The following is a 21059-nucleotide window of genomic DNA, read 5'->3' on the forward strand; positions in this document are numbered from 1 at the left end:
CAGCGTAGCGTACCGGAACCCGATCTGCTAAATGGCCGCCAAGTTCGCCGAGCGGCGCTGCGAGTCGACGCCCTGGCTCAGGTGTGCAACCGGGCGCGCACCGCGGCCAGCCTGTCTTCGAGTTCCGATTCGTCGATGACGCCGCGCACCACGAGCGAATGGGCCAATGCGACCAACCGGTTCTCCGGATAGGGCAGGCCGGAGTAGACCGTTGCCGCCAGGGCGTCCTCTTCGCCACGCCGGTCGGCGAAACCGAGCACCTCGGCGCCGCGGTCGCTGTGGTCGAGCGCATCACATATCCCATCCAGACTCGTCTTCCAGGGTGGTACCGGGTTGGCGACTCCGTACTTCGCCGCCATGCGGCTCCAGACCTGGTTACGTACAACGATTTTCGTCAACGGTGCAACGGTAGAGTCTTCGATCGGGTGTGGCGTGGGTGCGGTGCTCATCTCTGGCCCCGGTCAGTGCTGTACGGGGTGGACGGCGGGGCGGGTCTGGGTGATGACATTGGCGGTCACACCCGGCTTGGGCAACGCAACGCCGATCAGGCAATCGCGCGTGATGATTTCGACGAGTTGGTCTTCGGTCCAATCGTCCGTTCCGTCCGGGCGGACCGGCATCACCATGAACCGATGCTTTTGGTTGGAATCCTCCACCCGGATCTCGACGTCCTCCGGAAGGATCAAGCCGAACTCCGCGAGCACCTGACGCGGCCAGCGCACGATGCGGCGGCGATAGTTGGGTGTGCGGTACCACTCCGGCGAATTCCCCAAGATCGGGCGCGGATAGCACGAACACAGCGTGCAGACGATCACGTGATGCAGCGTCGGGGTGTCTTCCAGCACGTGCAGGGCGGTGAAGTCGCTGGGCGTCCCGAACCCGGTCGGTTCCAGCCAGTCGACCCCGACCTCCTTGCTGGCCGCGAGCGGATCCGAGCGCACCAGCTCCTTGAAGTCGGGGTCCAGCCAGGCCTTCGCCACCAGGCGCGCCGCGGGAGTGGGGCCGATCTGTTCCGCGAACTCGGTGAAGCGGCGATGCTCTTCGGCGGTGAAAATGCCCTTCTCGATACATAATTCGCGAAGCGCGATCTCGAGGACTTCGAAGTCGGTGATTTCGTCGACCATGGGCGCGGCGGTGCGCGCGTGATCGTGTTCGTGGGCGGTCATGGTGAAGTCCTTTCCGAAGGTCGGGCTACTCGGCCGATTCGAGCCAGCGTTCCGGGATTTCGGTCTGCAAGGTGTCGTTGCCGGGGCCGGTATAGCCATGCCACAGGTCGGACAGGTTGAACCGGACGATGTAGAACCATTCGGGTTGCTGGTCCGGACGGTCCCAGGTCTCGTCCTCGGCGGCGGGGCTTTCATACGAAACGACCGCGATCTCGCCCGTCGCTCCGCGCACGTACTCCTGCGTGCGGGTGTAGAGCAACACGGGGAGCTGTCGGACCGTGACCTTGTCACCGACGCTGAACTTCGGGGCGCCGGCCTGTCCGGCATACACCTGCGGATCGCCTTTGCCGACGGCGTGACGATGGTGCTGGTTGCGTCTGACGGCGCCGGGGTCGCCTTCGAACTCGGGCTTGGCCTCCAAGGCAATTCCGCTCAGGCCCCCCTCGTAACGGGCCTTGACCTCGGCCATGCGTTCAGCCAATTCACTCAGGCCGATGTGGTGCTTTTCGGTGAGGACACGTGCGACCGCCAGCAGCCACCGCCCGTAGTAGGGAAGGCCGAGATAGATGGTGCGGCCCAAATCGACATTGCCCATCCGGCGCCGTTCCTCCGACAACCAGATCCCGCGCCAGCCCAGCACCTCACACATGACATAGGTGTTGTGCTCCCACACCTCGTATTGCTTGTTCTCGAATTCGATGGGAGCGTCCGGCTCGCCGCCGACGTCGTGCGGGGTCTTGACATACGCGGTGAAACGTTCGTGGTCAATGAGATCCGGCGTGGGAGCGTCCGGGAGTTCGGGGTAGGAGGATTGCAGCCGGGCCACCAGGTCCAGCTGTGCCACTCGGTCCGACGAAGACGTCATCACAGCTCCATTCGTGACAGACTATGTCGCGCCGCGCTATCGTCCGGTCGACGGTCCAGCGCCTTCATCCACTTCACTCCTGTTGCGGACATTGCGCAACAGCAAGGCGAATTCAGCTATGGCGGTCTTTCGGTAAGGGTCTTTCGGTAGTGTCGTCAGGATGGAGCGGCGCGTGCTGGAAGCGGTCATCTATGAACGCGAACCGCCGATTGCGCGGATCATCCTGAATCGGGTTGACAAGGCCAACACCAAAGATGCCGTCCTGGTCGGCGAGGTCGACGATTGCCTGCACGACGCCGACCGCGACAAGGACATCAAGGTCGTCATTCTCAAGGCGAACGGCAAGGGATTCTGCGGCGGCCACGTGGCGCGCTGGGGACCGGATGAAAACCCTTACCCGGATTTCGGGGAGACGTTCGAGGACCTCTACAAAGGCACCGCGGATCTGTTCCTGTGGCCGACGCTGTATCTGTGGGAATTTCCCAAGCCGACGATTTCGCAAATCCACGGTTACTGCATGGGCGGCGGGATCTATCTCGGCCTGCTGACCGACTTCTGCGTCGCCTCCGAGGACGCGTATTTCCAGATGCCACTTGCCCAAAGCCTCGGCGAACCCGGCGGCCACACCATGATCGAGCCGTGGTTGTTGATGAATTGGCATCGCACCATGGACTGGCTGCTACTGGCGCCGACCCTGTCCGCGCAGCAAGCCCTGGAGTGGGGCCTGCTCAACAAGGTGGTCCCGCGCGACGCTCTCGAGGACACCGTCGAAGAGATGGCGCACAAGATCGCCCAAATCCCGCTGACCACACTGATGGCCGTCAAGAACAATGTGAAGCGCGCGTGGGAACTGATGGGCATGCGGGTGCACCTGCAGGTCAGTCACATACTGACGAATATGGTGGGCGCCGCGTCCGACGTGCAGGCGCGGCGGGCCGAGCTGATGCAGTCCGGCATGAAGCCGCGCGAATTCATCGAGAAACCCGATTCTCCGCCAGCGTGAAACTCGTTTCACGCCGAGCGCCGACCGTGAAACTGGCTTCACGTTCGGGGAGGATAGCCAGCGTCTAGCGGCTCATCTCGCCGGCGATTCGGCGTCCCGCGGCATGGCGCGCGGCGACGTAACCGAACACCATGGAGCTGGCGATGCTGGCGCCGGCGCCCGGATAGGTTCGGCCCATCACCGTCGCGGTGGTGTTGCCGGTGGCGTACAGGCCCTCGATCACCCGATCCTGCTCGTCGAGGACCTGGGCATGTTCGTTGGTGATAACACCCCCGCACGTCCCGACGTCGGCGGGGAGCACCCTGGTCGCGTAGTACGGGGCGGTGTCCAGCGGGCCGATCGCGGCGTTCGGCCGATAGCCCGGATCGCCGAGACAGTCGTTGTAGGCCGACTGGCCGCGGCCGAAGTCGGGATCGAGCCCCTTGGCGGCGAATTGGTTGAATCGCCTGATGGTGTTCGCCAGTTCGTCGGGGGGAAGCTCGATCTCGCGGGCGAGGTCGGCAATCGTCGCGGCCCGCTTGACGGCACCGGATTCGATGAGCTCGGCGGGCAGCGGCTGATTGCGCTTCAGGATTTTCAAGGGGCTCGAGCTGGTGACGTATCTGCGCACGTATCCCTCATCGAAGATCATCCAGCAGGGCACCGCCTTGTTGGCATACATCGCCTTGCCGACCTCGACATAGGAATTGGACTCGTTGCAGAACCTTCTGCCGGTCGAGTCGACGTAGATGGCGCCGGGACGCTGGCGGCCCGATCCGAGGGAGGCGGCGACGGCGCCGCCGTTGGAAATGAAAACCGAAGGCAGCCACCATGCTTCGTCCAGCAGATCGGTTTTGGCGCCGAGCCGCATCGCCGCCTCGAGCACCTCGCCGGTGTCGCCGGCGTTGGCGATCGACCACTTTCCTTCGTTGGGCTGGTTGCCGCTGTAGCGGCGGCGCATCTCCTTGTTGTGGCCGAAACCCCCGGCGGCCAGCAGGACTCCCTTGCGCGCTTCGACGGTCGTCGGTTTGCCGTCGCGGACGACCCGGACGCCGACCACCCGGCCGTCGTCGACGATGAGATCTGCCATCGCGGCATCGGTCCACAACGGCGGATTCCCGTCGCTGAGATCCAGCAGCGCCTTGAGCATTTGAGCGATCAGCGACGCGCCATTGGTGAGGAGCTGACGTCGGCGGGCGCGTGCTAACGCGGTGCGCAAGAAAACCCGAGTCGCGACGGCGAACGCGCGAGGTGCGCGATTGAAATATTGCACCGACCGTAACTCGTTGGTCAGCACCACATATCCGTAGTTCTTGGCCAGCGGCGGTTGCACCTTGTCGCTCCACCGGCCCAGCCTCGCGGCGTCGAACGGGATCCCCTCGACGGCACGGCCGGACGCGTTGCCGCCCTTATGGTTCGGGTAGTAGTCGCTCCAGCCCGCGCAGCGGATCAGTTTGACGCCTTTGCGGGTGAGGAAGTTGATCATTTCGAAGCCCGCGGCGAGGAACATCTCCCGCCGCTCGGGCGAGGACGGCGCACCGATGTCGCCGACGACGTCGGCCAGGTAGGCCAGGCCGTCTTCGTGCGAGTCGGCGATGCCGTCGGCCCGCATCAACGGGTTGTTCGGCAGCCAGACGATGCCACCCGACAGCCCGGTGGATCCGCCGACCAGCGGCTGCTTTTCAATGATCAGCGGTTCGAGCCCGCAATCCAGTGCGGCCAGGCCGGCGACCATGCCGCCCCCGCCGCTGCCCGCGATGACCAGGTCCACGGAGTGGTCCCACCGGGTGGTCATGGCGCCCCCGAGCCGAAGCCGAGATCAACGATCGGTACGTCGATGGTGGTGTTGGTTTTCTGGATGGCGGGTAGCAGTGTCTCGTACGCCAAGCCGGCGAGGAAGCCGTCGATGACTCGTTCGTAGTTCGAAATAAGTCCTTCGATCCGGCTCGACAACCTCATGTACTCAAATCCTTTGGAGTGCAATCCCTTTTGCTGCCTCGGCAGGTTGGAGAAATCCTGGGCCGGGATCGGTGGCCAGCGCGGATCATCCGGCGCCATGGGCTCGGGCGGGGTGGGCTTTCCGGTGATCTGGTCGGGAGGGATGCGGGTGAGCGACCAGATCTCGAAGAGTGTCTCCTCCGGGCCCAGCGGACGGATCCGGTACGACGAGGCGCTGCTGTACTGGGGCAGCACAAAGTAGTGCGGAAAAGCGAAATTGATCGCCTCGGTGACGCCGCGCCGCTCCAAGTCGTTGAGGTCGGGGATGTCACAGCCTCGGGCCCGATGCCAATGGACGATGGCGTCGTTGAGGGTGGTGCGCCAGACGGCCATCGCCTCGGCCGGGTCTTCCGGCAGCGCCATGTCCTGCAGGCCCTCGGCGATGCGGACGTCGTTCTCATGCGTCATGCCGGCCATGCCTTCACCGAGCGTGCGCATGAAGTAGAGGTTCGTCTGCGCCAGCCCGGGCGGCTTGGACGATGTGTTGGGCTGGGCGGACGGCAGCAGCTGCGGATGGGTCTGCGGGACGTGGTAGCCCTCCATGAATGCGGCCGTCGCCAGCTTCCAGTTCACCGGGAGCCGGCACGACTGCCACCATTCGACGCGCAGTGATTCCACTTTCCAGGCGTCATAGATGGACGCGAAGGGCTCGAAGCAGTCCCGCAATCCGGGTGCGTCGTCGTCGAGGTTGATCCACGCGCAGCCGCCCCACAGTTCGCATCTGACCGAAACCAGCCGAAGGTCTCCGGGGTCCAGGTTGTGCTCGTCGAACTCCTCGGGCCGCAAGACGAAGGTGTTGCGTCCGTCGAGGCCCCAGCACCATCCGTGAAATGGACACACGAAGATGCGCCGATTCCCGTTGCCTTCCACCAGCTTTACTCCGCGGTGGCGGCAGGCGTTATGGTAGGCACGCACGTGGTCCGCGTCGACCCGCACCACGATGATCGAGTCGTCGAGGATCTCGTACTCGACGTAGTCGCCGGGCTTAGGGATCTCCTCGAGCCGGCAGGCCATCTGCCAGACCCGCGGCCACAGCATTTCCGCCTCGAGCGCATAGAACTCGGGATCGTAGTAGCGCTGTTTGGGGATTCGGTCGGCGCTCTGAACCGCCCACGGCACTGGAAGCGGAGTCCAGTTCACATCGATGTTCTGGGTGGTCACCATGCCATTCCCTCATTCATAGGATGCGCGATTCCCGTCCCTGCCAGTAACGGTCGCGGATGTGTTTCTTGTACAGCTTGCCGTTCGGGTCCCGCGGCAGTTGCCGATCGAATTCGACGCTGCGCGGGCACTTATACCCGGCCAGGTGGGCCCGGCAGTACTCGATGAGCTCGGCCTCGAGTTCGGGCCCGGGTGCCACACCGTCGGCGGGCTGCACGACGGCCTTGACTTCTTCGCCGAATTCGTGGTTGGGCACCCCGAATACCGCCGCGTCGAGGAGCTTTGGATGCATGACGAGCAGGTTCTCCGCCTCTTGCGGGTAGATGTTGACCCCGCCGGAGACGATGGTGAACGTCGACCGGTCGGTGAGATAGAGGTATCCGTCCCGGTCCACATAGCCCATGTCGCCGAGCGAGCGCCAGCCGCGGTCGTTGTATATCGATGCGGTCTTGGCGGGATCCTTGAAGTATTCGAAGTCGGGTTCACCCTCGAAATAGAGTTCACCGGATTCGCCGACGGGACATTCCTGGCCGTCCTCACCGATCACGTGCACCGGCGTCATCGGTATACCCACGGAGCCGGGATGTGTGAGCCAATCCCGCGGCCCGATCGTAGTGCCCGCGAATCCTTCGGTGCCTCCGTAGTATTCGTGAATGATCGGACCGAACCAATCCATCATCTGGTGCTTGACATCGACCGGGCACGGTGCGGCCGCATGAATCACGCACCGCAGGCTCGAGACATCGTAGCTTTCGCGAATTGCCCGCGGCAGTTTCAGCATCCGCACGAACATCGTCGGCACGAACTGCGCGTGCGTCACCCGGTGTGTCTCGATCAGACGCAAGACCGACTCGGCGTCGAACTTTTTCATGATGATCGACGCGGCGCCCACCCGGTTGGCCGCCATGGTGTAGTTCACGCCGGCCGCGTGATACAGCGGCGCGGGGGACAGGTACACACTTGAGGAGCTCATTCCGTATTTGTGGAGCAGCGCCATCTCGAGCACTGATTGCGCCCAGGATCCGTTGCCGTCGACGGGAAGTGGTCGTCGCACCGCTTTGGGACGCCCGGTGGTGCCGGACGAATAGAGCATCTCCGATCCGTCCGAGACCGGTGGCGGGTCGCCCGCCCTAGCCAGCGCGTCCTGATAGGGCTGCCAGCCCGGCAGGGAACCCCCGACCGCGATGTGGGCGATCACCGCGTCATTGGTGTTACGGATGTGCGCCGCCAGTTCGGGCATCGAGGCATCGACCAAAACCGCCTTGGCGTCCGAGTCGTCGACGACATAGCCGACCTCGTCGGGGAGGAAATGGGTGTTGACCGCCGTGTAATAGAGCCCGGAAAGCTGAGCGCCCCAAGTAATTTCGAAGAACTCCGGCCGGTTTGGCAGCACCAGGGCCACGCCGTCGCCGCGACGCAACCCGGCGTCGTGCAATAGGGCGGCCACCCGCCGGCTGCGGGCGTACAGTTCGCCGAACGAAATCGTCCCGTCGTCGGTGATCAAGGCCGGCGAGTGTGCGGCCGTGATCGCGTGATCGGCGATGTTCACCAGTAGCCCTATGTTGCTGCGGCGCCATCGGTCTGGGCGGCGCCGTCGGTCTGGGCGGCGGCGGCCTGGCGGCGGGCCTGCTCGGAGGGCAGCACCTTGTCCTTGAACACCGTCTGGATCAGCTCCTGCACGTCCTTACTGATCGATGCCAGCGCGACGAGATCGTTGGAGCTCTGCCAGTGCACGCGCATGCCCATCAGCTCCCAGGCTCGTTTGAGGTTGGCCTTTGTCGCCAGCAGGGTCGTCATCGGCGCCTGCGCGATGTGACGGGCGATGGCCTCGACCCGGTCATCGAGCTGGTCGCGGGGCACGACCTCGTTGACCAGACCGACCTCCAGTGCCTTCTTCGCGTCGATGACCTCCGCGAGATAGAGGTAATACGCGGCGCGCCGCCAGTTCATGAACACCCATGGCTCGATTGAGCATTCGCCCGAGGGCATGCCGAATCCCTGCAACGGCGGGTAGGAGAAGTAGGCGTCCTCGGCGGCGATCACGATGTCGGTGGTCAACCCGTAGTGGGTGCCGCCGCCCACGCAATAGCCGTGCACCTGCGCGATGGTCGGCTTGGAGAACTCCCAGAGGTTCAGGATCGGCTTGACGAACAGGTCGGTCTGCGGCTTCCACGGCGTACCCATCACCTTGGCGCCCTCGACGAACGACGGATAGTCAACGGCATTGTTGCCGATAGCATGCCCCGAGCAGAAGCCCTTGCCGTTGGCCTTCATGATCAGCACTTTGATGTCGTAGTCGCGGTCGGCGTCCAGCAGCGCGGCGTCGACTTCTTCGGCCAGCTTCTGGTCCTGGGCATTGGCCTTCTCCGGCCAGTTCAAGGTGACCCGGGCGATCGGTCCTTCTTTTTGGTAGATGATTCTCTCGCGGGTCTCATTGAGATCCATAGGCTTAACCTTTCTTCGTCGTGATGACGCCGATTTCGGCGCCGATGTCGTAGGTGGTCCCAACCTGGCCCGTCCACTGCACGGTGCCGGATGCTCCCGCTTCGATTTCCTGTTCCACCTTCTCGGTGGCGATCACATAGATCGGGGTGCCCGCCTCGACGTGCTCACCGGCGCCGACGAGTAGTCCGGTGAGTTCGGCTTCGGAGACCGCCACCGAGACCCGGGGGATGCGAATGATGAAGTCAGCCATGCACCTTCGCTTTCTCGCCGGACCTTTCCAGGGTGCGCTGGGCGGCTTCGACGATGCGCGTGGGCGACGGATAGACCTGCGCTTCGAGCGCCGCCGCGGCCGGGTTGGGCACAAACCGTGCGGCGACCCGCTCGACGGGCGCGGTGAGCTCGCCGAACAGCTCGGTGCCGAGGATCGCCGCGATTTCAGCGCCCGGGCCGCCGAATTGGACTGCATCGTGGACGATTACGGCTCTGCGAGTACGCCGGACGGACGTGACGATGGTTTCGACATCCAGTGGCACCAGGGTGCGCAAGTCGACCACCTCGGCGCTGACGCCATGCTCGTGCAACATGTCGGCAGCGGCGAGCGCGTCGTGCACACAGCGTCCGTAGCCGATCAGCGTCACGTCGGTGCCGGGTCGCTTGATGTCGGCCCGGCCCAGCGGGATAGCGAATCCGGAATCGACGGGGACGGGTCCCTTTTTGCTCTGCAGCCGGATGGTTTCGACGAACAGGCACGGATCGGGATCGAAGATCGCCGCGGTCAGCAGGCCTTTGCCATCACGCGGGGTGGACGGCACGATCACCTTCATCCCAGGGATGTGCATGAACCACGCCTCCAGGCTCTGCGAATGCGTGGCACCGGTGCCCAGCCCGGCGTACACCTGGGTACGAATGGTGATCGGCGCCGTGGTGCGTCCGGCCGTCATGAACCGCAGCTTGGCGGCATTGTTGATCAGCTGATCGGCGGCGATGCCGATGAAGTCCATGATCATGATCTCGGCCACCGGCAGCAGTCCGTCGATGGCGGCGCCGATCGCCGCACCTACGATCGCAGCTTCCGAGATCGGAGTGTCCAGCACCCGGTCATGGCCGTACTTCGTCGACAATCCGGCCGTCGGGCCGGATGCGCCGGGGTCGGCAATGTCCTCACCCAGCAAGAAGACTCGCTCGTCGGCCTGCATCGCCTGGTCCAACGCGAGGTTCAGCGCCTCGCGCATCGTCATCTCTTGTTCGTCCATGCCTTCACACCGGAAATTCGATCGGGGTTGCATATACGTCCTGGTCGAGCTCGCTCATCGACGGCGAATCCGCGCCCATCACCGTCTGTAAGGCGGATTCGACCGTCGTCAGCGCCTCGTCGTCGATGCGGGTGAGCTCGTCGTCGTCGCAGATTCCGGCGTCGGCAAGGTGCTGGCGGAACCGCGGCACCGGGTCGGCGGCCATCGCGGCTTCCAGTTGTTCCTTTGGTATATAGGGCATCCGGTCGCCGAAATAGTGGCCGCGGAAACGGAATGTCACACACTCGAGAAAGGTCGGGCCGGCGCCGTCGCGCGCCCGTCGCAGCGCCGTGTCGAGAGCGGCTTTCACCGCCAGCGGGTCGTTGCCGTCAACACGCACTCCCGGCATTCCGTAGCCGGCGGCCCGGTCGGCCACCTGCTCGAGCTTCATGGTGTCGTTGGTCGGCGTCATTTCGGCGTACAGATTGTTCTGGCAGACGAACACCATGGGCAGATCCCACAGCGCGGCCATGTTCGCGGCTTCATGAAAGGACCCGGTGTTGGTGGCGCCGTCGCCGAAGCTGACCACCGTGACGCGATCGAGCCCCTTGCGCTTGGCCGCTATCGCCAGCCCCACGGCCACCGGAGGTCCGGCCCCGACGATTCCGGTCGAAAGCATCACGCCGACCTCGGGTTTGGCGATGTGCATGGTGCCGCCCTTGCCGCGGCCGGCGCCGACGGTGCGTCCCATCATTTCGCCGTAGATCTCCTGCAGCGGGACTCCCTTGCCGATCAGATCGTGCAACCCGCGGTAGGTGGTCACCAGCTGATCGTCGGGTCGCAGCGCGACACCCATCGCGGCGGCGATGGCCTCCTGGCCGCGTGACGGCCAGTACACGCACATGAACTCACCGGTACCGATGCCCTTGGACAGTCGGTCGTCGGCGGCCTTCATCAGCACCATCAGCGCGTAGAGGCGCCTTTGCACATCGGCAGAGTGGTCGTCAGTCATCGGGTAATCCTGTTGCGGCGCAGTCTGATCGGTGCCCACCGCCGTCACGCGCCTGACCATGGCTTGACCTTGAGGAAGCCGCCGCCGTCCACCCGCAGTTGCTGCCCGGTGATGTAGCGGGCGGCGTCGGAAGCGAGGAACAGCACCGCCTCGCTGATGTCTTCGGGTTCGACATAGGGGATCGGCATCGCCTGGACGAACGGAAAGATCGGCTCGGCGTCCTCGCGCGTCGGCTCCTTCAGATCGGGGCGGAAGGCGCGGTACATGGGTGGGCTGTGCAGCATGTCGGTGTTGACATTGGTCGGGTGTACGGCGTTCATCCGGATGGAGAACGGAGCGAGCGCCAAGGCGAAGTCGTTGACGTAGTGTGCGGCAGCCAGTTTCGCGAAGGCGTATCCGGCACCGCCGGGGCCGCCGTCGATACCGGTGGTGTTCATCGACGACATGAAGGCCGCATTGGAACCGATGACGACAATCGACGCGCCGGCCTGCAGATGCTTGAGGCTGGCATGCACGAGGTTGAGCACGCCGACCAGGTCCACATCGACCGCGTCGGCGAAAGCCTTCGGGGGCAGGCCCGCGGTCAGCGGGCAGATGCCGGCGTTGGCCACCACGACGTCGAGGTGCCCGAACTCGGCCACGCCCTCGTCGATGGCAGCGGACACGGCGACTCGATCGCGAACGTCGGCGATCGCCGTGAACGCACGCTGCCCCTCCTTTTCCACTAGCCGTGCCGTTTCGTCCAGGTCCTCCGGGCGGGCCAGCGGGTACTCGTTGGTGTCGATGTCTGCGCAGAGGTCCACGGCGATGATGTCCGCACCTTCGGCGGCCAGCATCCGCGCATGTGAACGGCCCTGACCCCGCGCGGCGCCGCTGATCACGGCCACCTTGCCCGTTACTCTGCCCATCGCCCGTCCTCCGTGTGACTACATCGTGACTACATCGCGTCCCGCATTGCGGCCCAACGCCATTCGTTGTCACGGCCGTCGTCGCCGCGGGAATGTATCGACCGGATGCCCGTCTGTGCTTCGACACGGCGCGGGGTCACCGCAGTGGGCGTCGGAATGAGACCTTCGGTCGGCTCCATCGCATCACTTCCACGAAAAACTGCGCTGACCTGCAGATGGGCTATCACTACGCCCAAGACTAACTAGAATATCTAAAATAGCAAGGAATGACGGCGACAAGGGGGTTGGCGATGTCCGACGTGCACGGGGTGTCCTTCAGGGGGTGCGGGTCGTCGAACTGGCGTCGTGGACCTATGTGCCATCGGCCGGTGCCGCGCTGTCGGACTGGGGTGCCGATGTCATCAAGGTGGAAGGCGTCGAGACGGGCGATCCCGGACGCGCGCTGGTCGTGGGCGGCTTCACCCGGCAAGCGGCCCGCCCCGATGCCGACTTCATCCTCGAACTGGGTAACCGCGGGAAGCGCAGCATCGCTATCGACATCAAATCGGAAACCGGCCGCGAGCTCTTCGGCCGGCTGCTGGCCAGTGCGGATGTGTTCTTGACCAATTGGCTGCCCGGCGCGCTCGAACGGGCGCGGCTCACCGTCGAGGACATCCGCTCGTTCAACCCGAACATCATCATCGCGCGCGGCACCGGGCTGGGCGTGCGCGGTCCCGACCGCGACCGCGGCGGATTCGATGCCGCGACGTATCTGGCTCGTGGCGGGGTCGCATACACGCTCACGCCGTTCGGCAGCGACACACCCGCGGTCCAGGGACCCGGCTTCGGCGACTTGCAGGGCGGGGCGACGCTGGCCGGTGGGGTCTGCGCCGCGTTGTTCCACCGGGAACGCACCGGCGAACCGACCATCGTCGACTCTTCACTACTGGCACAGGCGATGTGGTCGATAGCGCCGTCCATTTCGGCGGCCGACTTCTTCGACATCGACGGGATCCCCGGCGCGCCGCCTGGCCTGGCCATCAATCCGCTGGTCAACCGATACAAGACCAAAGACGGCAGGTGGATCCAACTGGTGTTCTTGCAGCCCGACAAATTCTGGGCGGGGTTCTGCCGGCGGATGGGTCTGGCGGAACTGGCCGACGACGAACGATTCGTCCCGTCCAGCAACCTGATCGCCAATGCGGGAGCGGCGACCGAGCTGCTGGCGAATACCTTTGGCCGTCACGACCTTGCGCACTGGCAGGCGGTCCTCGCAGACGAGCCGGGCGTCTGGGGTGCGCTGGCGACGCCACGGGAAACCCTCAACGACCCGCAGGTCGGACCCAACGGATACGTGGTGACCAACGTCGACGACCATGGCGAGAAGTACCGGATCGTGGCCGCACCCGTCCAATTCAATGAGACGCCACCGTCTCCCGCGCGGGCCCCTGAACACGGGCAACACACCGAGGAGATCTTGCTGGAACTCGACATCGACTGGTATGACATCGCCAAGGCAAAGGAGATCAAGGCGATTCTCTAGGGAGCCTGACCGGCCAAGTAAGCAGCTAATTGCGCTATCTGGCAACCCTATTCGATACCACGCGTAGCGAATTCCTTGGTTAGCAGCCCATCCCGAAACGGTCACAGCCGGGTATCAATGTCAGCGGTGGGCTGGCACAACCTGATCGATGCACAAATCATTGCACAGGGCGCCTTTTGGGGATTGCGGCCGCGACGATGCGCACGGATTCCTGCCGCTACCCGAGTAGCGGGTTTCGTCAAGGCGCAGCAGGAGGTATCAGCAGCATGACGACGAACTGGGTTCCCGCCCAAACATCGTGCGGCCCGAATTCCGGTCGCATCCTCGACACAGCGCGGGGCATCCTCATCGGCCTTCGCCGGTGTCCTTCCGACGCCGCTTTGGATGAATTGCACAGCGCGGCAATACGGCACAAAGTGCCGGTATTCGCCATGGCCTGGGCGCTGGTCCACCTGGCCGGCGACGGCGAGAAGACTCCCAGCTTCGTCGACGCGCAGTCCGCGGCCCGCCGCGAGTGGGGTGCGCTTTTCACACCCGCCGCTTTGACCTGTTGAGCGCGCAGCAAGACGTGGGAGCGGCCGAGCTTTCGAGGGGTAACCCGGCCGCCCCCGACTCTTATCGGGCCGACATGGCACCGGAATGCTTGGCAGGCCACGTATCTGGGCTCGAGTTGTACTGGCCGACACGGGGACGAGGTGTCAGGCGCTGGCGGAAGAGCCGTGCGATGAACCGGCCGGCATCCGAAATCGACTACGGGATTCGGCTGTTCCGCTGACCGCTGGACACCGGGCGGATGAACAGCGGCAAGCTATGTCGGCGGTGGCAGCTCGCGTGGGCCATCGGGCGGCCCCAATTCTGGCGGTCCGTCTCGCTTTGTCAACTCCCGGTCGCCTGCTGCGGACTCCACGGCTAAGCGGTCCGCATCGTGTCCGGCCCGCCGCGGCAACGCCGAGTCGGAAGCGCGGCCGGCCACCTGCTGGTGCGCCCGTTTACCCGGTCCTTGCCGCGACGAGGTGACGAAGTCGGTTCGCACCGAGGGGGTTTCGGTGTCCGAGGGGTGACCAGACAGTTCGGTAGTAGAGTCCGAGGTCTCGGAATTGACCATCACCTTGCGGCTGCGTTTGAGCGTGAACGTGATCTCTTCGGTCTCTTCGAGGACGCCTTCGAACACCTGGCGCGCGGTGCGCAATGGCTGGGTGGTGGTGTCAATGACCCGAGCCACGAACGGCGGTACCAGCGGGCGAATCCAGCGGGCGGCGGCCTTGGTGGCATCCGGAATCGACGGGATCAGCGGCGCGTTCCGCTCGTGGTGGGGTTCGGCGTCGCCGCTCGGCGGTAGCGGAGCCGGTAGGTTCTCGGTGTGGTCGTGGGTCTCGGGAACACCGAATTGCGCTTCCGGGCCGGACAGTCGGGCGATCGCCCGGCTGGCGGCCTCGGCTTCGGCGGCGATCGGCAAATAGACGTCGTCGTCGGCCGGCTCGAAGGCACGCTGCGACGGCGCGTATACCGGACTGTCGAAAGCCTGCAGAACCCGACGGCGTTGCTGCTCCCGGTCGATCTCGGTCTGCGCCTCGATGGCGAGCCGGGCCTGCGTCAATTGGTGCTCGGCCCAGAGCATTTCGGCCTCGCGGCGGACCTCGGCCCGCTTGACCGCGATGGCGGTGTCCGCGTCGAGTTCGGCGCGTTCGCGTTCGGCCCGCGCGGTGGCACGGCGATCGTGCGTTGTCTCGCCACGCCACCACCCCAGGATCAGGGGAGCCAGGTAGAGCAGCATGCAAGCCCCGATCGTCAGCAGCCGCAGGGCCATTGCCCCGGCGCCGGCCGACGTAAGGTCGTTCATCGCGACCCAGCGTGCACCCAGCCCCCGGCCGGCATCTGCGGTGACAGCGTGCCGGGCGTCGCGCAGCGCTTGCTCCTGGCGCGATACTGCGGCGTCCAACTCGGGTGCACGGCTGTCCCGGGCCGCCAGCGCATTGTCCAATTCATGCTGGGCGTCGGCGAGAAGGTCGTCGGCCGTGCGTGTTTCGGGCCCGGCGCCAGGAACACCGGTGATCCGGGTTTGCGGGCAGCCGGGCGTGGGGTGGTATTCGCAGCGAGCGACGACCAGGGCCTTGTCTTGGCTGTCACGGGCCTGAGCGACGGCGCTGTCGAGTGCGGCGCGGGCATCCCGGGCCTGCTGCAGCGACACCGATGCCTGCTCGACACTGGGAGCCGATTCGGCGCTGCGGAGCGCCCGCTCATCGAGACGTTGGTCGATCGAGCTGGAAAGAATGACCAATGCGGCAAGCTCACCGACAACGACACCCACCGCGGCCGCCACCGCGGCGCGTCCGGCGAGACCGGGGCGGCTCCGATCGGGACCCGGGATGGTGCCGCGGGTGATTGCGCCGACCAGCAGACCGAAGACCAGGGTGAGGGCAACGACGGCCGGAAGCGGCCAGCGACCCGATTCGCTTACCGCCAGGGTCGCGACCAGCCAGGCCAGCAGCGCGCCCAACAACACCACCGCGCCGGCGACGGCGTGGGTGGACCGTTCGTGGCGTTCACCTAACTCGCGCCGGTGTCCGCCGCCCAACCAGATGAGCATCCCCGGCACCTGGGCCAGGCCCGTGTGCTGCTCGCTTACTTCTTGGGGCATGAGACTGAAACACCTCCACCATCAAGCCTTGCAGGCCACCGCCCGACACATCGAATCGAAGCGCCGCGCCTGTGGTGCGCTTCACAAACCCGCCGGATCGACGCAGATCACCCCCGGCCATCGATCCGGCTTGTAGCACCGGTGAAAGGGGATCCGCCGCGCAATTCCTGCGACGCGAGCAGATCAGCGATCGTTCAGGCAGGTGACGTGAGACGGTATAAGCCTATGACGAATCACGATTATGTCACCTACGAAGAGTTTGGCCGCAGGTTCTTCGAGGTTGCTGTCACTCCCGAACGAGTCGCTGCCGCGTTCGCCGACATCGCCGGCAGTGAGTTCGCCATGGAGCCGATTGCGCAGGGCCCGGGCAAGATCGCCAAAGTCAGCGCCAGCGTCAAGATTCATGAACCCCGGGTCACCCGCCGGTTGGGCGACAGCATCACCTTCGTCATCCACATTCCGCTCTCCATCGACCTGCTGGTCGACTTATGGCTCGACAAGCAGCGTTTTGTGGTGTCGGGCGACATTCAATTGCGCGCGACGGCCCGGGCCGCCGAGCCCCTGCTGCTCATCGTCGACGTCGCCAAACCGCGGCCCTCCGACATCACCGTCAACGTGTCGTCGAAATCGATCCGCGGCGAGGTGCTGCGTATCCTGGCCGGCGTGGACGGTGAGATCCGCCGCTTCATCGCGCAGTATGTCGCCGCCGAGATCGACGCGCCCCACTCGCAGGCAGCGCAAATCATCGACGTGGCCCATCAGCTGGAGCAAGCCTGGCCCTGAGCCGGCAGAGGAATAGGCGCGACGGCGTCGGGGTACCCAAAACCCGTTGTGCGTTGTCTTAAGTCAGGCGACGGCGTTTTCGATTGCCAGGGGAGGAAAAACTTTGGCTCGGGTAGATGTCTCGGTGTCGTCGCAAGTAGAGCCGGAAGCGGCCTGGAAGCTGGCGTCCGACCTGGATCGATTCGATGAGTGGATGACGATTTTCGCCGGGTGGCGCGGGCCGGTTCCTGACACGATCGAGAAAGGCACGTGCGTCTCGTCATGCGTCAAGGTCAAGGGTTTCCGCAACGTCATCCACTGGACCGTCACCCGGTACGACGAACCGAAATCGATTGAGCTGCAAGGCCGCGGACGAGGCGGTATCCGCCTCGCGGTGGCGATGACCGTCACCGACAATAATCCGGGATCGACTTTCCACCTCACCGCCGATCTGTCCGGCGGTCTACTCAGCGGGCCGATCGGCGGGCTGGTCGCCCGCATCCTGCGATCCGACGTGCAAAAATCCGTGAACAACTTGGCGGCCCTGCACTAGCCGGGGTGCTGACGGTCACTACCGGACCGGGTGGGTGATCACCCATTTTCGCTCCGCGTCGCGAGTGCGCCTGCGGTCCATGGCAAGCCATGACAGACCGGCTCCGAACGCGAGCATGGCGATGATCGCGGCGGCGACGCCCGCACATGCCTTGCCCAGCGCGAAATTCGCCACACATACCGCGAACGCCAGCGCTGCCGCCCCGACCACGACTAGCCCGGGCGATTGTGCCGCACCCCGCGGCGATCCATCCGCGTACTGGTCCGCGGTCCGATCATGGTCGACTGGCCTGCGCCTCATGGCCGTCTCCTCCGCTACCACATCCGTTACGGGCGATTTGGTGGTGCTACCCAAAACACCGTTCGGACAAACGACTTGGAGGATGTGACCCGGCTAGAGGGTTTGGTGCCGCCCGAAGTATTTGTGGTCTTCGCTGTAACCGCCATAACCGCTACCGATGTTGTGGTAGTCGGCGACGAATTCGATGCCTTTGATCCACTTCACGAGTTTGAAGCCGTGCTGCAATTCGTTGCGCAGCCGCAGTGGTCTGCCGTGCATATAGGGCAGCTGCTGGTCGTTCATGTTGTAGGCCAGCATCGTCATGTGGTGGTCCATTTGGCCGATGTGATGGGCGTTGTAATAGATGCCGCCCGTGGCGCCCAGACCCATCGAATAGAACACCGCCCACTTGGCCTCAGGAAGCGGTTTGACGATGTCCATGATCGTCTTCATCTGCACGCCACCCCATTTGGCGACGCCCGACCACGCTTGGATGCAGAAGTGCTGGCTGATCTGCTCGTGGTAGGGCAGCGCCATCAAATCTTCGAGCGAGAACTCCATCGGGTTCTCGACCAGACCGTAGACCCGAAGCCGCCAATCCCTGAAGTCGTCGCGCTCCAGCTCCTTGTACTCGACGGTCTCGGGCAGCCGGCCGTTGCGCCAGTGGTGCGGCGAAATGTCCTTCTCGGTGAAGGCGCCGGGCTTGGGGTCCAGCTGCTCGAGCATCCGCTGGAAGGGACCCACCAGCGCATAGCCGACCCGCTGAACCACCCGGGGATGGCGAATGGTGAAGGGAGTGGCCCAGACCCACGCGATAGCGGTCAGCACCATCGCCACGGCGAAGATCCCGAAACCCACCCAGCTGTTGTCGTCGCGGGAGGCGAACATGTGGTTGAGGTTTCGCAGGGCGCTGGTCGTCAACACCATGGTGACGTGCACCAGGATGAAGAACAGGAAGTACACCAGCACCACGAAATGCAGCGATCGCGCGTGCTGGATGCTCAGCCGCTTGCTGAGCCAATGCACCCGCTGGGACAGCGCGGGAGACATTCCCAGACCGGTGATCAGCGCGGCCGGGGCGGCGATGAAGACCGTGGTGAAGTACGACAGCAGCTGCAGGCCGTTGTAGGCGACCCAGCCGTTGTCCGTGGGCCAGTCCAGCGACAGGTACTGAATCGCCACCGATGCCGCGTTGGGGAAGACGTCCCAGCTCATCGGCACGATGTGACGCCATTGGCCGGTGGCGAACAACAACACGTAGAAGACCGCCCCGTTGACGAGCCACAACACGTCGATGCCGAGATGCCACCAGCGGGCCAGGCCGATGGAGTGCCGGAAACCGGGCAGCCCCAACTGCGGCGGTAAGGCGACGGTGTCGGCGTTGGCGGTCCACAGCTCGTCGTCCGGCACCGGCGGTCCGACCCGCAGCCACTCGTCCTTGCCCGGGGTTGCGTTGCGGCTGAAGTACAGCCGGGGATGGTCGCAGAGGATCTGGATGCCCGTCCTGATGATGAACATCATCATGAAGAGGTTGAAAAAGTGCGTCCAGCCGATCCAGGCCGGTAGACCGGGGGGTACGCGGGCTCTGTCCGACCCGGGGTAGCGGTGGATGAACGATTGCACCGCCGGCATGTTGTGCAGGCCTTTGCCGACGGCGATCCCGGCGATCAGTACGGCAAAGCCGATTGGAATGAGCCACAGCAGGTTGAACCAGCGGTCGCGGCCGATGCGCAGCTTCGGGGCCGTGGCCCGCCTGGTGAGATCGAAGCCGCCACCGTAGTGCTCCACATCGATGACGTCTTCGGCGGTGTGAATCTCGTTGCGGTAGTCCGGGGTGGACATCAGCGGCGTGCCCACTGCCAGCGTCGATACCGAATCGCGCTGTGCTGCGCGCCCTCCACCGGTCCCCGCGGAATCAACGGTGTTCGTCACGCGGCCGAAATTACACGAATGCACCTGGACAAATTGGAGTCAATCGGGATCAATGGCGCCGCTTTCGTCGCCGGTGCCGGCAATACGTGTCTGTCGGCACTTTTAGTGCGCATATTCTGGCCACGTTTCGACCGCGTTAGCCGCATCTACCCAAAGAAAACCACGATTTGCGCCGCAGATACGAATAGGTGAGGTTCGCTGTGAGTGTGCGCATAATCTGCTGCCAACACGCTACGCGGAGTCTCGCGGCAGCAGCCGCCGCACCGGCCGGGTCTCGATGGCGTGGACGGTCAGCGCCCGCCGGCTGATCCGCCAGGCCGCACCGGTCAGCAGGTACTCGTCGTCGTAGCGCAGGTGCCACGCCACATCCACCACCTCGCTACCGCGCTCGTTCCAGTGGTGTGCGACGCACGCGATCCGCCCTCGGGCGGTGCCGGGTTGGGCGGACGCGTCATACACCTCACCGATGATCGCGTGCTCGGTGCGGGTGACCGCGTCTACGGCCGCCGCCGCGCTGGTGATGGCTTCCAGGCCGCGATGCGAATGGACCGGGCGCAGATCGGCTGGTGGTGCCGGCACCACCAGCTCGCCATCGGTGGTGAAAAGCTGTGCCACAGCACCGAATTCGCGGTCATCGACGTAGGCCGCGTACCGGTGCACCAGATCGCTCAGCGCAATCCGCTGCTCGGCGGAAAGCGTCATGAGCCCAACGACAGCCGTTGCGCGCACGCCGACAACAGGTCCTTGGCGTGCTCGATATCGGTGGTCGGCGGCATCGCCAGCACCAGCCGGTCGGCGCCCTGATCGGCGAGGCCGGCCGCGCGCTCGGCGTCGATCTTGGTGACCAGATGACCCAGCGAGACCTCCAGCGTTTCCGGGTCACGGCCGGCCGCCGATGCCTCTTCGCGCATCAGCGCGATCAACGACGTGAGTTGCGGCCCGGTCACCCCGAGCGGCTGAAAACCGTCGCCGAGGCGTCCGGCGCGGCGCGCGGCGGCCCGGCTGTGTCCGCCGATGTGAATCGGGAGGCGTTCTGCTGCAACGGGTTTCGGATAGCACATGGCATTGTCGAAGCTGAAGAATTCGCCCTTGAAAGTCGCACCGTCGGGCTGGTGCGCCCACAACGCCCGCAGCACAGCCAGTTGCTCGTCGGCCCGTCGGCCCCGGCTGTCGAACTCCACGTCGCAGGCAGCCAGTTCTTCCTTGAGCCAGCCCACGCCCACGCACAGCCGCAGTCTCCCGCCCGACAGGGCGTCGAGGGTGGCGGCCCGCTTGGCAAGCACCACCGGGTGGTGGTTGGGCAGCACCAGTACGCCGGTGGCCAGCCCCAGGCTGCTGGTGTGGCCGGCCAGAAACGCAAGCAGGTCAAGCGGATCCGGGATGGGGCAGTCCGCCGCCAGGCCGACGCGTCCCGAATTGTCGTACGGGTAGACGCTGTCGTAGCGGGTGAGCAACACGGTGTGCTCGACGGCGACGATCGATTCGAACCCGCATGCTTCGAGGTGACGCGCGAAGGCCACCATCCAGTCGGGGTCCGCGGTGACACCGTCGCCCACCGGGGCCACGACTGAGACCTTCATGGTTTTCGAAGCTAACAAGGCGCC

General features: G+C 64.9%; 21 protein-coding genes. 5 read left to right on the forward strand and 16 right to left on the reverse strand.

The genetic code is table 11. The features are described 5' to 3' along the window. Window positions 1–77 precede the first annotated feature (77 nt). The 3 genes from A5625_RS20225 to A5625_RS20235 are packed head-to-tail and all read right to left on the reverse strand — an operon-like array spanning window position 78 to window position 2031. On the reverse strand, window positions 78–449 hold the full coding sequence (locus A5625_RS20225; protein ID WP_066998028.1) for a thiocyanate hydrolase: 372 nt from the start codon (window positions 447–449) through the stop codon (window positions 78–80). 12 nt (window positions 450–461) lie between these two features. Then, window positions 462–1166: a thiocyanate hydrolase subunit gamma gene (gene scnC, locus A5625_RS20230; protein ID WP_066998030.1), complete on the reverse strand. Its 705-nt coding sequence runs from the start codon at window positions 1164–1166 to the stop codon at window positions 462–464. A gap of 25 nt (window positions 1167–1191) precedes the next feature. Beyond that, window positions 1192–2031: an SH3-like domain-containing protein gene (locus tag A5625_RS20235; protein ID WP_066998033.1), complete on the reverse strand. Its 840-nt coding sequence runs from the start codon at window positions 2029–2031 to the stop codon at window positions 1192–1194. A 160-nt stretch (window positions 2032–2191) separates the two neighbouring features. On the opposite strand from A5625_RS20235, the gene A5625_RS20240 reads away from it, so the two are divergent. Continuing rightward, window positions 2192–3034 (forward strand): enoyl-CoA hydratase-related protein, encoded by an 843-nt coding sequence (locus A5625_RS20240; RefSeq protein WP_066998037.1) that lies wholly within the window; start codon window positions 2192–2194, stop codon window positions 3032–3034. 64 nt (window positions 3035–3098) lie between these two features. Here the strand turns inward: A5625_RS20240 and A5625_RS20245 are convergent, their stop codons facing one another. Genes A5625_RS20245 through A5625_RS20280 form a run of 8 tightly spaced genes read right to left on the reverse strand, consistent with a single transcriptional unit; the run spans window position 3099 to window position 11769 of the window. Beyond that, entirely contained in the window at window positions 3099–4808 is a 1710-nt protein-coding gene (locus A5625_RS20245; protein ID WP_066998039.1) for an FAD-binding protein, read from the reverse strand. Then, window positions 4805–6175 carry an SRPBCC family protein gene (locus A5625_RS20250; RefSeq protein WP_066998042.1) on the reverse strand — a complete coding sequence of 457 codons (1371 nt, stop codon included), beginning with the start codon at window positions 6173–6175 and terminating at the stop codon, window positions 4805–4807. The genes A5625_RS20245 and A5625_RS20250 overlap by 4 nt, the downstream gene beginning before the upstream one ends. Before the next feature lie 13 nt (window positions 6176–6188). Continuing rightward, complete coding sequence (locus A5625_RS20255) at window positions 6189–7721, reverse strand: acyl-CoA synthetase (RefSeq protein WP_066998045.1); 1533 nt, start codon at window positions 7719–7721, stop codon at window positions 6189–6191. An 8-nt stretch (window positions 7722–7729) separates the two neighbouring features. Further along, on the reverse strand, window positions 7730–8617 hold the full coding sequence (locus A5625_RS20260; RefSeq protein ID WP_066998048.1) for an enoyl-CoA hydratase-related protein: 888 nt from the start codon (window positions 8615–8617) through the stop codon (window positions 7730–7732). Between the two features lie 4 nt (window positions 8618–8621). Continuing rightward, window positions 8622–8867, reverse strand: coding sequence for a biotin/lipoyl-containing protein (locus A5625_RS20265; protein ID WP_066998051.1), 246 nt, complete (start codon window positions 8865–8867; stop codon window positions 8622–8624). Further along, entirely contained in the window at window positions 8860–9870 is a 1011-nt protein-coding gene (locus tag A5625_RS20270) for an alpha-ketoacid dehydrogenase subunit beta (protein ID WP_066998054.1), read from the reverse strand. Before A5625_RS20270 ends, A5625_RS20265 begins: the two co-directional genes overlap by 8 nt. A gap of 4 nt (window positions 9871–9874) precedes the next feature. Further along, complete coding sequence (locus A5625_RS20275; protein WP_066998105.1) at window positions 9875–10861, reverse strand: thiamine pyrophosphate-dependent dehydrogenase E1 component subunit alpha; 987 nt, start codon at window positions 10859–10861, stop codon at window positions 9875–9877. A gap of 44 nt (window positions 10862–10905) precedes the next feature. Continuing rightward, a complete protein-coding gene (locus A5625_RS20280; RefSeq protein ID WP_066998057.1) occupies window positions 10906–11769 on the reverse strand; it encodes a mycofactocin-coupled SDR family oxidoreductase in 864 nt (287 codons plus the stop codon). Window positions 11770–12091: 322 nt separating this feature from the next. Here A5625_RS20280 and A5625_RS20285 point away from each other — a divergent pair, with 322 nt between their 5' ends. Both A5625_RS20285 and A5625_RS20290 read left to right on the forward strand, forming a co-directional pair. Then, window positions 12092–13291, forward strand: a complete 1200-nt coding sequence (locus tag A5625_RS20285) for a CaiB/BaiF CoA-transferase family protein (protein ID WP_066998061.1) — start codon at window positions 12092–12094, stop codon at window positions 13289–13291. A gap of 266 nt (window positions 13292–13557) precedes the next feature. Then, window positions 13558–13845 carry an ANTAR domain-containing protein gene (locus A5625_RS20290; RefSeq protein WP_066998064.1) on the forward strand — a complete coding sequence of 96 codons (288 nt, stop codon included), beginning with the start codon at window positions 13558–13560 and terminating at the stop codon, window positions 13843–13845. A gap of 254 nt (window positions 13846–14099) precedes the next feature. On the opposite strand, the gene A5625_RS20295 is transcribed toward A5625_RS20290, so the two are convergent. Beyond that, window positions 14100–15929 carry a DUF4407 domain-containing protein gene (locus tag A5625_RS20295; protein WP_066998068.1) on the reverse strand — a complete coding sequence of 610 codons (1830 nt, stop codon included), beginning with the start codon at window positions 15927–15929 and terminating at the stop codon, window positions 14100–14102. 225 nt (window positions 15930–16154) lie between these two features. Here A5625_RS20295 and A5625_RS20300 point away from each other — a divergent pair, with 225 nt between their 5' ends. Further along, a complete protein-coding gene (locus A5625_RS20300; protein WP_066998071.1) occupies window positions 16155–16712 on the forward strand; it encodes a hypothetical protein in 558 nt (185 codons plus the stop codon). Between the two features lie 103 nt (window positions 16713–16815). Beyond that, window positions 16816–17244, forward strand: coding sequence for an SRPBCC family protein (locus A5625_RS20305; protein WP_066998074.1), 429 nt, complete (start codon window positions 16816–16818; stop codon window positions 17242–17244). An 18-nt stretch (window positions 17245–17262) separates the two neighbouring features. On the opposite strand, the gene A5625_RS20310 is transcribed toward A5625_RS20305, so the two are convergent. The 4 genes from A5625_RS20310 to A5625_RS20325 form a co-directional block, all read right to left on the reverse strand. Further along, window positions 17263–17544: a hypothetical protein gene (locus A5625_RS20310; RefSeq protein ID WP_066998077.1), complete on the reverse strand. Its 282-nt coding sequence runs from the start codon at window positions 17542–17544 to the stop codon at window positions 17263–17265. 93 nt (window positions 17545–17637) lie between these two features. Next, entirely contained in the window at window positions 17638–19380 is a 1743-nt protein-coding gene (locus A5625_RS20315) for a molybdopterin-dependent oxidoreductase (protein WP_066998080.1), read from the reverse strand. 306 nt (window positions 19381–19686) lie between these two features. Continuing rightward, window positions 19687–20157 (reverse strand): nuclear transport factor 2 family protein, encoded by a 471-nt coding sequence (locus tag A5625_RS20320; RefSeq protein WP_066998084.1) that lies wholly within the window; start codon window positions 20155–20157, stop codon window positions 19687–19689. Next, window positions 20154–21035: an LLM class F420-dependent oxidoreductase gene (locus A5625_RS20325; RefSeq protein ID WP_066998087.1), complete on the reverse strand. Its 882-nt coding sequence runs from the start codon at window positions 21033–21035 to the stop codon at window positions 20154–20156. Before A5625_RS20325 ends, A5625_RS20320 begins: the two co-directional genes overlap by 4 nt. Between the last annotated feature and the right edge of the window lie 24 nt (window positions 21036–21059).

It is taken from the genome of Mycobacterium sp. 1465703.0 (assembly GCF_001672975.1).
In the GTDB taxonomy this organism is placed as follows: Bacteria; Actinomycetota; Actinomycetes; order Mycobacteriales; family Mycobacteriaceae; genus Mycobacterium.